General features: G+C 67.0%; 16 protein-coding genes and 3 pseudogenes. 7 read left to right on the top strand and 12 right to left on the bottom strand.

Annotation, left to right across the window (positions count from 1 at the left end; translation table 11 throughout):
* Positions 1-100: 100 nt before the first annotated feature.
* The 6 genes and pseudogenes from OG972_RS47130 to OG972_RS47105 form a co-directional block, all read right to left on the bottom strand.
* Positions 101-457: an IS3 family transposase gene (locus OG972_RS47130; protein ID WP_266993151.1), complete on the bottom strand. Its 357-nt coding sequence runs from the start codon at positions 455-457 to the stop codon at positions 101-103.
* The gene (locus OG972_RS47125; protein ID WP_266987379.1) at positions 438-1832 is read right to left on the bottom strand and encodes an IS30 family transposase; all 1395 of its coding nucleotides are present in this window, start codon (positions 1830-1832) and stop codon (positions 438-440) included. The genes OG972_RS47130 and OG972_RS47125 overlap by 20 nt, the downstream gene beginning before the upstream one ends.
* Positions 1833-1879: 47 nt before the next feature.
* Positions 1880-2032 (bottom strand): annotated as a pseudogene (locus OG972_RS47120) (IS3 family transposase); the annotation flags it as partial.
* 28 nt (positions 2033-2060) lie between these two features.
* Positions 2061-3338, bottom strand: a complete 1278-nt coding sequence (locus OG972_RS47115; protein ID WP_266992250.1) for an ISL3 family transposase — start codon at positions 3336-3338, stop codon at positions 2061-2063.
* A 184-nt stretch (positions 3339-3522) separates the two neighbouring features.
* On the bottom strand, positions 3523-3774 hold the full coding sequence (locus OG972_RS47110) for an IS3 family transposase (RefSeq protein ID WP_266993676.1): 252 nt from the start codon (positions 3772-3774) through the stop codon (positions 3523-3525).
* A gap of 146 nt (positions 3775-3920) precedes the next feature.
* The gene (locus tag OG972_RS47105; protein WP_266992256.1) at positions 3921-4238 is read right to left on the bottom strand and encodes a transposase; all 318 of its coding nucleotides are present in this window, start codon (positions 4236-4238) and stop codon (positions 3921-3923) included.
* 89 nt (positions 4239-4327) lie between these two features.
* On the opposite strand from OG972_RS47105, the gene OG972_RS47100 reads away from it, so the two are divergent.
* Positions 4328-4588 carry a hypothetical protein gene (locus OG972_RS47100; protein ID WP_266993150.1) on the top strand — a complete coding sequence of 87 codons (261 nt, stop codon included), beginning with the start codon at positions 4328-4330 and terminating at the stop codon, positions 4586-4588.
* 57 nt (positions 4589-4645) lie between these two features.
* Here OG972_RS47100 and sigJ read toward each other — a convergent pair whose 3' ends face one another.
* Complete coding sequence (gene sigJ, locus OG972_RS47095) at positions 4646-5584, bottom strand: RNA polymerase sigma factor SigJ (RefSeq protein ID WP_266993148.1); 939 nt, start codon at positions 5582-5584, stop codon at positions 4646-4648.
* Positions 5585-5859: 275 nt separating this feature from the next.
* Between sigJ and OG972_RS47090 the strand changes: the two genes are divergently transcribed.
* From OG972_RS47090 to OG972_RS47080, 3 genes are all read left to right on the top strand, one after another.
* Positions 5860-6396: a hypothetical protein gene (locus OG972_RS47090; protein WP_266993146.1), complete on the top strand. Its 537-nt coding sequence runs from the start codon at positions 5860-5862 to the stop codon at positions 6394-6396.
* Positions 6397-6489: 93 nt separating this feature from the next.
* On the top strand, positions 6490-6912 hold the full coding sequence (locus OG972_RS47085; RefSeq protein WP_266993144.1) for a nuclear transport factor 2 family protein: 423 nt from the start codon (positions 6490-6492) through the stop codon (positions 6910-6912).
* A gap of 164 nt (positions 6913-7076) precedes the next feature.
* Positions 7077-7634: a YceI family protein gene (locus OG972_RS47080; protein ID WP_266993142.1), complete on the top strand. Its 558-nt coding sequence runs from the start codon at positions 7077-7079 to the stop codon at positions 7632-7634.
* A 383-nt stretch (positions 7635-8017) separates the two neighbouring features.
* Here OG972_RS47080 and OG972_RS47075 read toward each other — a convergent pair whose 3' ends face one another.
* The gene (locus OG972_RS47075) at positions 8018-8443 is read right to left on the bottom strand and encodes a DUF4267 domain-containing protein (RefSeq protein ID WP_266993140.1); all 426 of its coding nucleotides are present in this window, start codon (positions 8441-8443) and stop codon (positions 8018-8020) included.
* 232 nt (positions 8444-8675) lie between these two features.
* A pseudogene (locus OG972_RS47070) lies at positions 8676-9121 on the bottom strand (anthrone oxygenase family protein).
* A 92-nt stretch (positions 9122-9213) separates the two neighbouring features.
* On the opposite strand from OG972_RS47070, the gene OG972_RS47065 reads away from it, so the two are divergent.
* A complete protein-coding gene (locus OG972_RS47065; protein WP_266993138.1) occupies positions 9214-9792 on the top strand; it encodes a TetR/AcrR family transcriptional regulator in 579 nt (192 codons plus the stop codon).
* Positions 9793-10432: 640 nt separating this feature from the next.
* Here the strand turns inward: OG972_RS47065 and OG972_RS47055 are convergent.
* A complete protein-coding gene (locus tag OG972_RS47055; RefSeq protein WP_266993136.1) occupies positions 10433-10966 on the bottom strand; it encodes an AAA family ATPase in 534 nt (177 codons plus the stop codon).
* A 123-nt stretch (positions 10967-11089) separates the two neighbouring features.
* Here OG972_RS47055 and OG972_RS47050 point away from each other — a divergent pair.
* Positions 11090-11520: pseudogene (locus tag OG972_RS47050) on the top strand (helicase associated domain-containing protein); the annotation flags it as partial.
* An 85-nt stretch (positions 11521-11605) separates the two neighbouring features.
* On the top strand, positions 11606-11803 hold the full coding sequence (locus OG972_RS47045; protein ID WP_266993715.1) for a hypothetical protein: 198 nt from the start codon (positions 11606-11608) through the stop codon (positions 11801-11803).
* A 366-nt stretch (positions 11804-12169) separates the two neighbouring features.
* Here the strand turns inward: OG972_RS47045 and OG972_RS47040 are convergent, their stop codons facing one another.
* Together OG972_RS47040 and OG972_RS47035 are read right to left on the bottom strand one after the other, a co-directional pair.
* Entirely contained in the window at positions 12170-12688 is a 519-nt protein-coding gene (locus OG972_RS47040) for an IS3 family transposase (protein ID WP_266993134.1), read from the bottom strand.
* Complete coding sequence (locus tag OG972_RS47035; protein ID WP_266993132.1) at positions 12685-12990, bottom strand: transposase; 306 nt, start codon at positions 12988-12990, stop codon at positions 12685-12687. Before OG972_RS47035 ends, OG972_RS47040 begins: the two co-directional genes overlap by 4 nt.
* Positions 12991-13225: the final 235 nt, after the last annotated feature.

Here is a 13225-nt window from a genome sequence, read left to right as displayed (position 1 = left end):
ACCTGGGCATTCATCATCCTCATGACCAGACGACTCACTCGCAAAGGCCCTCGCTCCGACTGGTCGAAGTGAGGTTCCCCCGGCCTGCGGGAGATACTGATCAGCTGGTCAGGAGGGGTTGACGGGGTTTCAGGTTCGTTCGTTCGGCCGTTGCCTGGTCGGCGTAGTACTTCTCCTCGAACTCGATCGGACTGAGGTAGCCGAGCCGCTTCTGGATGCGCCGGGAGTTATAGAACCCATCGATGTACTCGAACAGCGCCAGGTTCGCCTCGGCCCGGGTGGCGAAGACGCGGCCGCGGATGCACTCCGTCTTGGTGATCATCCACAGGTTCTCCGCGAGGGCGTTATCGTACGAGTCCCCGACCGAGCCCATGGACGCCTGAACCCCCGCTCGTAGTAGGCGAGTTGTGAGCTTGATCGACGTATATTGCCCGGGTTCAAGGAGTCGTCGCAACACTTCCGTTTTGTGTTGATAGTAGATGACTGTTGAGAGTCTCGGAGGGTGTCCTCCAGCCCAGGGTTTTGCGGGGGCGGCCGTTGAGGGCAGCTGCGACGGCAGCGAGATCCTCGCGGGTGTGTCTGCTGAGGTCGGTGCCCTTCGGGAAGTACTGCCGTAGCAGCCCGTTGGTGTTCTCGTTCGTGCCGCGCTGCCAGGGGCTGTGCGGGTCGGCGAAGTAGATCTCCAGGCCGGTGTCGATGCGGAGTTCGGCGTGCTGCGCCATTTCCGAACCCTGGTCCCAGGTAAGGGACTTGCGTAGTTGGGCGGGTAGGCGGGTGATCGCTTCCGTCAGGGCGTCGCGTACGGCTGCGGCTCCGTGGCCGGCCAGTGGGGGGCCGTTCTTGGCCCGTGTGCCGTCGTGGCCGGGCATGGGCGGTAGGTGCAGCAGCATCGTGAACCTGCTGGTGCGTTCGACCAGGGTGCCGATCGCGGAGCTGTTGAGGCCGATGATGAGGTCGCCCTCCCAGTGGCCGGGGACCGCCCGGTCCTCCGCCTCGGCCGGCCGCTGACTGATCAGCACGTCCTCGGTGACGAACTTCTTTCCCCGGCCGGAGGTGCGAGCCCGGGGCACCCGCAGCGCACGGCCGGTGCGCAGGCAGGCGACCAGCTCGCGCTTGAGTGCTCCGCGGCCCTGGATGTAGAGGGCCTGGTAGATCGCCTCGTGAGAGATGCGCATGGACTCATCATCGGGGAAGTCGACCTTGAGCCGGTGGGAGATCTGCTGCGGACTCCACGAGTTGACCCAACGGCGGTCCTGGCGCCTCGGCTTGTTCCGTCCCTTCCACGGCGGTGCCGCAGGTCCCGGCGCCGGCATGCCGTCCGGGCGGTGGATCTCTCCGGCCAGGCGGTCCTGGACGTACTCGTGCAGCCGCTCGCTGCAGGCAAGTTTGGACGGCTTCGGCCGCCGCGCGGCCAGCTCGGCCTTCCACTGCGCGATCGACGCCCGGTAGGCGAGTTGTCCGCTGCGGGTGGCCGCATTGCGCCGCAGTTCCCGCGAAACAGTGGACGGGTGCCTGCCCAGCCGACGGGCGATCTCTCGGACCCCGGTGTTCTGAGCCTTCAGCACAGCGATCTCCTCGCGCTCTGCAAAGGAGAGATACCTGCCCGACACCGGGCCCAGCTCGATCGACGGCATACCGCCACGTTCCCGGAACCATCGCGAGCCGACCGGCCCCGACACGCCGCACGCGATCGCCGCGTCCTCGCTGGTCAGCCCGTCAGCGATCTTCTTCCAGAAGGCACGCTCCACATCCCGGCGGACCGGTGGCCTGCCCGGAGACCGCATCGCCGGGCGCCCCGTCACCGCCGTCGTCCACCCTGCCGGTCGCCCCATCGGACACCTCCATGATCGAGGTGTTGCGACGACCGGTTGAATCCACCCTGCGAGCCGGCATCGGAGTGATGAATCAACTCCCGTGGAATTACTGGGGTATTGGCGCGGTCGCGTTGCCATAGGCCCATTTCGAGTGCGGACAGCACGAGCGGTGTCTGCTTGTTCGTCGCGGCGGACCAGCCGACGATCCGGCGGGAAAAAGGGCTCTCCTGTCGCTTCCGTGGGTGGTCAGTTCGTGAGTTGACGGCCTGGTAGCTGGGGTCGGTGGCCGCCGAGGCTGAGCATCGCGAGGGCGATGAGGGACTTGGGGTCCTTGAAGCCGAAGGCGATGCGGGTGATCAGTCGGATTTTGGTGTTCATGGACTCGACCAGGCCGTTGCTCAGCCCGTGCTCGGCGGCGGCGGTGATGGCGTCGAAGTGTCTGACGATGCTGCGCTGCAGCTCGACGAAGGCGGCTATTCGTGAGCGGCGGGCCCAGAGCACCCAGTCCCACAGCGCCTCGGTGGTGTCGGGGCCCTGTTTGAGGGCGGTGCGCAGACCTTCCTTGAGCAAGTACGCCCGGTGGAGCAGCGGGTGAGCCTTGGCGATGAAGAGCAGTTGGGCCCGCTGCCCGGCCGTGAGGTCCTCGGGGTTCTTCCACAGCGCGAAGCGGGCCTTCTTCAGGGACTTCGAGCCTCGGGTGGATCTGCCCTTGCCTCCGCGCTCGGCGTTCCACACCTGACGGCGCACGACGTCCAGGGCGTCGGTGGTCCACTGAACGACGTGAAACGGGTCCATCACCCGTACCGCCTGCGGGCAGCGCTCGGCGACCACCGTGGAGATCCAGTCGGCCGCATCCGCGGACACGTGGGTGAGCTTCGTGGCGCGCTCGTTCCCCAGGGCGTCGAAGAACTTACGCAGGGTGGCCTTGTCCCGGCCGGCCTCAGCCCAGACCAGACGCCCGGAGTCGTGATCCACCACGACGGTCAGGTACTTGTGGCGCTTCTTGTAGCTGATCTCGTCAATACCGATCCGTCGTAGCCCGGCGAACAGGTCCACCGACTTCTCGACGTCCGCCCAGACCCGGGCGACGATGTTGCCCACCGTGCGCCAACCGGTCCGCATGAGCTGGGTGACGGACGTCTTGGAACAGCAGGTCGCCAGCCAGGCCACCTGCGCGTCGAACGCCAGGGTATGTCCGGCGCCGTGCCTCGCCCAGGGAACCGAGGCGACGACTATGCCGTGCTCGGGGCAGGAGACCCGGGGCGCGTCGGCCTCGAGGAATGCCTGGATGACGCCCAGGTCCAGGGCCCGCCAGCGGCGGCGTCCCTCACCAGCGTCGTACTTCGCCACCTTGCGCCGACAGATCCCGCACCGCTCCCTGTGGCCCTTCGCCGGTCGGACATGCGCCACGATCACCAGCTCACCCCGGACACCGCCCTCGGGGTCTGCCTCCTCGGCCTCGACCTGCTCGATCAGCGTCTTTTCGACACCGAGCAACCGAACCCATATCCTCTTACTTTGCACGCCGTATCCAGGTTTATTCGTTTCGTACCTTCAGCAGTCGAAACGTACCCCGGGTACGGCGTGTTCTGCGTATCAGCCCTGGTCAACGACCCACGGAAGCGACAGGAGAGCCGGAAAAAGTGTCCACGACGAACGCGACATAGACGGTGCCAGACCAGGTGGCCACGTAGGTGAAGTCAGCGACTCACACGCGGTTCGGGGCGGTCGCCACGAACTGCCGGCCCAGCCGGTCCGGGGCCCGCTCGGCTTCCTTGTCCGCCACTGTGGTGACGATTTTCTTGCCGCGCACCGCTCCCGTGAGGCCCTCGGCTCTCATCAGGCGCTCCACGGTGCACCGGGCCACCTGATGACCTTGTCTTTTGAGTTCGGCCCAGATCTTGCGGGCTCCGTAGACGCTGTAGTTGTCCCGGTAGATCTTGATGATCAGCGGTGCCAGTTCCGCGTCCCGCAGGGCACGGGCCGATGGCAGACGCTTCTTGTGCGCGTAGTAGGTGGACGGGTGGATGCTGCAGTCGTGCTCGGTGAGCGTCCTGCAGATCGGCTCGACTCCGCCGAAGCGGTCCCGGTGCTCGTCGATGAACGCTACGAGCGTGTGTGTGGCCGGTCGAGCTCGGCCGCGAAGAAACTGGCCGCAGCCTTCAAGATCTCGTTCGCCCGCTTCAGCTCGGCGACCTCCTTCTTGAGGGCCTTGAGCTGGGCGGATTCCTCCGTCGTGGTCCCGGTCCGAGCACCGGCGTCGACCTCGGCCTGACGCACCCAGTTCCGCAGGGACTCCGGCCCGATGTCGAGCTTCGCCCCGATCGATCGGATCGCCGCGGACTCGGTCTTGTACTGCTCACGAGTCTCCAGGACCAGACGCACGGCCCGCTCCTTGAGCTCCTTCGGGTATTGCTTTGCCATAACGGACTCGATCCTTCCAAAAGGTCGAGTCTCGATCAAACCCGGAACGGTTCAAAGCCAGATGGCTCGGCAAGGTGGAAGGGCTACAGGTGAGCGTTGCCGCAGCGCAGGAGAAACTCACCCAACTCGACCGACCCCCCGCCAACCGCAATGTTGTCGGCCTTGGCGGCGAAGCCGACCAGGGCGAGACCGGCTGCGATCTGGCGAGTCGGATCCTTGTGTGCACAGAGGGCGTAGACCCGACGGTGCCTCGGAACGCTCTGGCGGCGACGGCCAAGAAGTTCGTGGGCGAGGCGAGGACGGGCGTGACCATGATCGGTATCGCCCCCGGCCTCGTTCCCGCTCCTTGAAGGTGTTCCGCTGCCCGGCGGCGGCTGTGAGCGGACCGGACGGTAGGTAAACGCGCCTCAACCCGTCGTCCAGCGATGGAGCTTCTCGGGGTTGCGTACGACCCAGATGTGCTTGATCCGGTCGTCCGCGACCTCGAACGCGTACACCGACACGATGACGCCGTCCTGCTGAGCCACCAGACCGGGCTGACCGTTGACCGTACGCTCCAGGAACGTCATGGTGTCGGGCTTGCGGCGGGCGATCTCTCGCCAGACGTGCGCGATCTTCTCAGCGCCTTCGATGGGGTGCGGGAAGGTGATGGCAAGGCCACCGCCGTCGGCGATCGCTGTGGCATCGGGGTCGAGCAGGTCGATCAGGCCGTCGATGTCCTTGGCCTCCCAGGCTTGCTTGAAGTCCCTGACGACGGCGGTGCGTTGGGCTGCCGAAGTCGTGGAAGATTGCGCGGCCCGGATGCGGCGGCGGGCCGAGGAGGCCAGCTGGCGGCATGCCGCCGGGGTCCGGCCGACGATCTCGGCCACTTCGGCAAACGAGTGGCAGAAGACGTCGTGCAGGATGAACGCGACGCGTTCGGCCGGGGTCATCGATTCGAGCACGACCAGGAAGGCCAGGTTGACCGACTCGTCCAGGGTGACCCGGTCGGCCGGGTCGGCCGTCGCACCGTCCGCCCGCCCACTGATCCACTCCGAATGCTCGGGCAGTGGCTCTGGGATCCATTCGCCCACGTAGGTCTCTCGCCTGGCCCGTGCCGAGCCGAGCAGGTTGAGGCAGATGCGGACGGCAACTGTCGTCAGCCATGCGCCGGGGTTCTCGATGGCGTCCTGCTGCTGCCGTGACATGGCGTACCAGCGGGTGTAGGTCTCCTGGACGGCGTCCTCGGCCTCGGTCAGGGAGCCCAGAAGCCGGTACGCGCGATTGATCAGTTGGCGCCGCTCGCTCATGAGCGCGTCCAGGCCCGGATCGGGCCGGCCGTGTCCTGGCTCGGATCGGGTGCTCATGGTGCCGACGGCTCCCTTCGTCGTATCTGCCCTTACCGGTTCGACAACACAGCCCCGCGGAATGTGAGGCGACGCACCGGCCTCACATTCCGCGGGGCTGTGTTGTCGAACCGCTGAGACGAACACATCACCCCAGCCAGCACGTTGGCGCTCAGCTCGTCGGCGTACCTACCGGGCGCTCCAGGGTCGGCGGCGAGGTCGACCCTCCGGCGCCCGCCTGACCGGCAACGCCCACCAGGGGCAGAAACTGCTTGAGCGAATGAGGAGGTTCCATCATGGTCACCAGGAGGCTGGGATCCGTCGGCGTGCATGACAGGGAAAGGAGGAACAACAACACACGAGCGTCGCTCACAAAACTTTTCGCTATTTCGCTGGTCACCGCTTTGGTGGGCGTCTTTGCCGTAAACAGCGCAGACGCTGATGCCCCGGAAAGGCGACAAGTCGAGGTCCTCGAACTCAAGGTTCAGAACGATCAGAACGCGTATACCGATCTCGACCCGAAAGGGTCGAGCCTGGGTGATACGTACGTCTACTCCGGCACCGCGATAAAGGACGGACGCAGTGTCGGACGTGGGGGTGGGTCGTGCCAGGTCATTCACATCAATGGCGAAGCACTCACGACACAGTGCCTGATCACGATGGAACTCAAGCGTGGCTCTCTGACGATGCAGTCGCTCTGGGTGAGCGGAACAAGCCAGCTCGACATGGCCATCACCGGCGGTACAGGCGACTTCAGTAATGCGCGGGGCACCGTTCGCTACTGGGACATCGCAACGCCGAAAGAGAGGGTGCGGGCCGAAATTCTGCGCTGATAGGTGCAGCACAATCCGCAGAGCGGAGCGTGTGAGAAGCCAAGGTTCCACCACGAAAGGGAAGGTGGGGTCGCGATGCCTACGCAACGCGAGATGGACGAAGCCGAGATTCGCCGGCAAGTCGACATGATCGCCGAGAGACTCCAGGCCAAGGATCCCGGGGGCCTGAAGAAGCTGTACGCAACGGACATCGTGTCCTTCGACATCGAGCCGCCGCTCCAGAATATGGGGGTGGAGGAGAAACTCGAGAACTGGGCGCCCGTGTTCGCGTTCTTCGAGAGCGTGACCTACGAGGTTCGCGAGCTGACCCTCACCGTGGGCGATGACGTGGCCTTCGGGCACGCCTTTGCTCGTCTCAGCGGCACGCTGAAGGACGGGACGGCGATGGGCGGTATGTGGGTCAGGGTCACGTACTGCTTCCGGAAGATCGACGACACGTGGTTGATCACGCACGACCACGTCTCGGTGCCGCTCGACATCGCGAGCGGCAAAGGAGCGGTCGACCTCGAGCCCTGACAGATCACAGGAGTTCGAGCAACACCAGGCAACTGTCCGCGACGACCGACGTCTTGGGCCCCCAGGCGCCGGCGGGCGCGCCGCTCGCGATGGATCACGGGCGCCGACCCCGACCACCATCCCCCTCGCCGTGCGGCCGCGGCCGCACAACCATGGAGGAAGCCATGAACGAAACGATGAACACCGGTCCCGCGACCGCCGCGATTCCGGGCTATCTGGCCGGCACGTGGAAGGCCGACCCGGCGCACTCCGAGATCGCCTTCTCCGTCCGCCTCCTCGGGATCAGCAAGACGCGGGGCCGGTTCACCACCCACGACGTCACGCTCGTCACGGACAAGAACCCACTGCGCTCGTCGGTCACCGCGACGATCGACCTCGCATCCATCGACACCGGCAACGAAAAGCGCGACAACCACCTCCACGCCGCCGAATACCTCGACGTCGACACGTACCCGATGATGAGCTACCGCTCGACCGGCATCCGCCAGACCGTCGACGGTTGGGCCGTCGACGGTGAGCTGACGTTGCACGGCATCACACGGCAGGTGCTGCTGACCCTCAAGGTGAATGCCTTCAGCTCGGACCAGCGGGATGGACAGCGGGCCAGCTTCTCCGCGACCGCGGAGATCAACCGGCGCGACTTCGGCATCGACGCCGGTGGCGTCGCGCTCAGCAACAAGGTGTCGATCAGCCTCGAAATCCAGGCCGTTCTCCACAAGTGACCCGCCCAGGACGGGCGGCCAGGCCCCCATCCACCGATCGTGCGATGTCCCGATTCCGCAGTTCGACCGAGCGGGATCGGGACACCCCCCGCCACCCTTCACACCGTGGACACGTGGAATCACCATGCCCACCTGGACCAGGTCGCCGTCGCCCTCGACCAGCAGTAATGGCAGCACACGAACCCGGCCGGAGGCGAGTCCTGCACGCGCTCGGAACGCCAACCCCCTCTCACAAACGACCGTTTATGAGAATCGGGGCAGGGGGCCGCGCTGCGCCATCCCGGAGAAACGGGACCAGGCCGCCGCCCACTGGAAGAAGATCGTGCGCCTCGCCGTTCCCGGCAGGCGCTGACAGGCGAATACCGACACGCGCCAAGGTGGCGTTAGGCGGGCTGCGGGGCGGGCGTCGCCGGAGCGGCCGCGACCTTGCGGGTCTCGCGCATTATCAGCAGGCCGTTGACCACCATCAGTGTCGCGGTCAGGCAGTGGACGCCGAGCGCGGTGGCCACGGAGCCGTGGTGGGCCAGCACGGTGGTCATGTCGCCGTACGCGGCGAGGGCCTCCATCAGCAGCGCCCAGCCCAGCGCCCGGCGGTGGCCCGTCACCAGCAGGATGCCCAGGACCAGGGCCAAGACGACGTCGCGGATTCCCTTGATGATCAAGAAGCCGTCGCCGTCGCCGGACGGCCAGCTCGGCAGGCCGAAGCCCGGCGCCGTCGTCTCCGGGCTCAGGATGAACTCCGACCCGAACCAGAGGATGAAGAGGATGAAGGCGGCGGCCAGGACGGTGTTGATCTTCTTCAGCGACATTGTTCTTCTCCTTGCGAGTCTTCGTCAGCTTGGTGAGCTTCGTGGAGCTTGCTGAGTCGTGTGGAGCCTGATCAGGCCGCGCGGACGTGGCTGATCGAGGGGCGTAGTTTGTCGGGATCGCCGTTGTGGGATCTGAGCGGCAGCTGCATTCCCGGATGTCGGGATTTCGGTGGCCAGCTGCCCGCCCGGGGAGTGGGATTGTGCGCCACCGGCGCGGTGTTGGCCCGCGGGCTCAGGTGAGGGCGGCGACGAGCAGGGCGAAGGCGGCGATGATGACGGCGACGCGGACGTAGTGGTAGCGGTCCCAGCGGTTCATCTGCTCCTTCCAGTCGGCGGGCCGGTTGTCAGGGGTCCACGTCTTGCCCCGGTTGTTGATCGGGACGAGCAGCAGGATCGACATGATCACGCTGAGATCAGCAGCGCGCCGGCGGTGACGACGAGGCCGGTGCCGTGGTGGTGCCATCCCGCGACAGCCCAGACCGCGACGAGGACGAGTGAGCCGATGTACCAGACCGGCATCACGGCGCCGAGCATCCGGCCCCCGTGGGAGTGGGCCAGCTGGTTACTGTCCTCCGGGAGGGTGTTGAAGATCGGGTTCATGACGAAGGCGACGGAGAACTCCACCCCCACCATCAGGCCGACGACCACGGTGGTGATGACCTCGAGTGCGCTGAGCATGTTGCCCCTCCCGAGATCTAGCGCTGCTAGCAGATGTGGGCAACGCTAGTACTACTGCCGCTTGATTGTCTAGCGGTGCTAGGCTTTGAGTTATGTCGGTACAGGAACGCAAGCAGCGCGAACGGGCGGAGCGCGAACGCCTCATCGTGGCGACGGCCCGCGAACTCGCCGAGCAGCAGGGCTGGGACGCGGTCACCACCCGCCGGCTCGCCGAGCGCATCGAATACAGCCAGCCCGTCCTCTACAGCCACTTCCGCGGCAAGCGCGAGATCATCGGCGCCGTCGCCCTCGAAGGCGCCGCCGAGATGGCCGTGGCGGTGCGTGCCGCGACCTCCGCCGCGAACAGCCCGCGCGAGCGGGTCGCCGCCCTCGCCCGCGCCTACCTCGACTTCGCCGCACGCAACCCGGCGGTCTACGACGCCTTGTTCCAGCTCGACGGCGGCCTGGCGTACGCGCAGGAGGACACCCCGGAGCCTCTGAAGGACGCCTTCGCCGCGCTGCTGGAGAGCCTGGGCGAGGTCGCCGGGGACGGCGTCCACCCGGGACTGTTCACCGAGGTGTTCTGGGCGTCCCTGCACGGCCTTGCGACCCTGACCCGGACAGGACGGCTGCTGCCGGAGGACGCCGCGCAGAGGGTGGAGCTGCTGGTGGACCGGCTCGCCGTGGTCTGACACACCGTCCCGGCGGGCACGCGGCCGGGGCCCTCGGGCCCCCGCCGCTGCCTGCCTGCGGCAACGCTTCCGGTCACTGGGGTGTTTGCGGATCCGGGTTATCCACAGGCTCCGACGCCTTCGCCGGGTTCGCTCTACGGTGCTGCCGAGTCGATTACCGGGGGTGCGGGGTGCAGTACGGCGTTGTCGTGGAGGAACTGGCGGGGGAGGTCATGGCTGAGCTGCCGAGCGACCAGGCCCGCAAGGAGGTACTGGCGCGTGGGAGGAGATCCGGGAAGCATTCGGGCGCAGGTGCTGGATCCAGTACATTCCGCATGCCGGGGCGATCGAGATCCGTGAGATCGGCTGGGTCGGCTGACCGGCCTCACAACGTATCCGGACCTCATCTTGCAGGCAGCTCGTCCCGGTGGAGCCAGATCAACTTCGTACGTCCGTGGAGCCAGATACGGCCGGTACACCGGGGACGCGGTGACGCGAGAACGTCGAGGGCCGTTCCGCCCGCGGGCCGGGCTGTGGGCGGCATGCCGCACCGGGCAAGACTCATGCAAGACGGCTTGCCCGGGTCAGGTTCGCCGGCGGAACAGGCTGCGGCACTTGCCCGGCTCCTGGCGGCGGTCTTCCTCCGGCTACTGCCAAAGGGTCAGCGCTCCAGGGCGGGAAGGCCGGCCAGGCCGGTGTCGAGCATGATGCGGTCGACCGTCTCAGTCAGAGTGCTGTCGGCGCCGATGACGGTCTCGATGCCGCCAGGCAGGAGATCGAGGGACCGGTACCAGTCACGCAGCTGCGGCTCGCCGACCTCGTTCGCGATCGGCTTGGTGGCGTGCCGGGCGAGGGTCTGCTCGAACGGCACGTGCAGGTAGTAGGCGTGGGTCGGGCCCCGGTGGTCGGCTCGCAGCTGGGCGAGCATCTCGCCGTAGCGGTCGGCGTACAGGATCTCTTCCACGACGACGTGGTACCCGGCGTCCAGGGCGTAGCGGGCCGTCAGGTCGATCAGCCCGATGTTCGCCGCGCCGGGCCGGTCCCGCTCGCGGAGCACGATCCGGCGCAGGTTGTCCTGGCCAACGAGGGCCAGGCCGCGGCCGAAGCGGTCGCGGACGCCCGTCGCAACGGACGACTTACCCGAGGCGCTGTTCCCCCGCAGGACCACCAGCCTCGTGTCTTCGGTACCCACCATCACCCGCGCGAGGCTACCGGCGGCCACCGACACCGCCGGGGAGTCGACAGGGGCTGCATCGACATGGCCGTTCGCGCCCTGAGCGGCGACGTACCCGAACCGCGCAGCGGCGGCGAAGCGCGGCAGCACCTGGCGAACCTGCGGCGCAAGGGCGGCCTCGGGAAGGACCAGGAGCGGGCCACGGTGCGCGCGAAGCAGCTGGCCGCGATCGACCAGGACTGGAACTACCCCTGGCCCCTGGACTGGCAGCGGCACTACCGCGTCCCGCGGACCTGGTCGACGCCGACGGCAGCCTGCTCGACATCCAGCCCGGCGTGCTGATGGACGGCGACGACACCGGCAAGTGGCTCCAGCGGCAGAAGCAGCCACGCACCTGGGCACAGCTGTCCACTGAGCAGCAGGAGCGGCTGACAAAGCTGGGCGTGCAGCCCGCTGAGGCACCGTCTCGCGCCCCGGCGGCCAAGCGTGCGGCAAAGGGGTCCGTCCAGCGCAGCCTGGCAGCCCTCACCCAGTGGGTAGAGCGGGAAGGGCAGCGGCCGGTGCCAAGAGGTCATGTTCGACGAGTCGTGACGCCCACCGTGGTGGTGCCGGCGTCGGCCGGTCCGGTCGCGGGGACCGCCGAGGCGTTCAGCCCCCGATGTGCTCGCCAAGCTCCAGGAGCTGGAGGAGCGATCCGCCCAGCACGAGAAGAACCTCCGGCCGAAGAACACGTCCGACAGGTACGCCGCCGACTGCAAGCAGTGGGAGCAGTTCTGTGTGCTGCTCGAACTGCCCGTCACCGCCATCACCCCGGGCAGCCTCACTGCGCTGGTTGCCTCGCTCGGCGAAATTCTCTGACGGCGAAGGCCCCCGCAGCCACTGCCGCCCCGAGCGGCAAAACGGGCATCAATACCGCGATCCCCCATGAAACGAAGCCTGTGTCCACCGCTTCGTAGCTTCCCCAGGGCTTCTGTGCAGCTCGGATGGTCTCGCCCTGGTGGCCGTTGTACCTGACCTTTATGGTGCGCGCGTTCGTGGTGTTCTGTGATGGGCCACTGCATGCGGTGTGGGTTGTGTTCCGTGCTCCGTCCTCGCGGTGGCACTCTGCGAGTCGAACCTCCACAGCGTTCCCCAACAGGTTCAGCCGCGCGATGCCGGTGAACACTGTCCATGCTGCCGCTGCCGCGCACAGCAGTGTGAGCGCGGCATAGCCGCCGACTGCGATTACCCGCCTCTTTGGCATGAGCCAATCATGCCGTCCCCTGAGCACTGCAGGTAGCCAGGGCTCTCCCTGCCATCACCAGTCGTACGGGGCATCAGCGGCACTTCCCAGCACACACGTACAAGATCAGGTCGTCGAGCGCTGGCGAAGTCGCGGCCGATCAGGTCCGCGGCGGGCACCGCCCTCTTCGCCGGACGGGTCAGCGACCGGCGCTTGCACCGCGTGACCCCGGCGATGCCGCGCTCACGCATGATCCGCTCCACTCGCTTGCGGTTGACCCGCCGGTCCAGCCTGCGCAGCTCCGCATGAATACGTGGCACCCCATAGGTGCACCGGGAGGCGATGTGCAACACGGTGATCTCGTGCGCCAGGGCGTCGTCGGCGGCCCGGCGGTCGGCGCGGGCCTGCTCGCCGGCCAACCAGGCGTAGAAGGAGGACCGGGCCACCTTCAGCAGCCGACACAACAGAGCGACTCCGTGGGTGGTCTTCTCCACCTCGATGAACGCGTACACCTCGCTCATCGATCGCTCTCCTTCGCAAAGAAGACCGCCGCTTTTCGCAGCACCTCGATCGTCTCGGCCTGCTCACGGTTCTGCCGCCGCAGCCGACGCAGCTCCTCCCGCTCCGCGCTCGTCAGCTCGCCCGGCGCCCCCTGCCCGCGGTCGATCGTGTCCTGCTTGACCCAGTTCCGCAGTCCCTCGGCGCTGACCCCGATCTCCCGGGCCACCTCGGTGACGGTCTTGCCGGAAGACCGGACCAGCGCGACCGCGTCGCGCTTGAACTCCTCCGTATACCGCCTACTGCGATTGCTCTTACTTCCCACCTGGCACTACTTCCTCTGGAACCTCACGTCGCAGTCTCCAGGTGTCCAACATGAAGGGGAAGCTTCAAGCCGGCCCTCCCCCGAGGGGGAGAACAACGCCTGCCGTCTGGTATCCGGCAGGTGAATGAGAGCGCGGCCGACCCGCTCGGCAAGCCTGCTCCACGGGGAACTTCACCTGCGCGACTCCGCGTGGTGGTCGACACCGAGGACGGGCGCGTGGACGCTCGCCGCCGTC

Source organism: Streptomyces sp. NBC_01669, assembly GCF_026339735.1.
Taxonomy (GTDB): Bacteria; Actinomycetota; Actinomycetes; order Streptomycetales; family Streptomycetaceae; genus Streptomyces; species Streptomyces yanii.
Note: the sequence above shows the minus strand (reverse complement) of the source record. Positions and strands in the feature narration are given on the sequence as shown.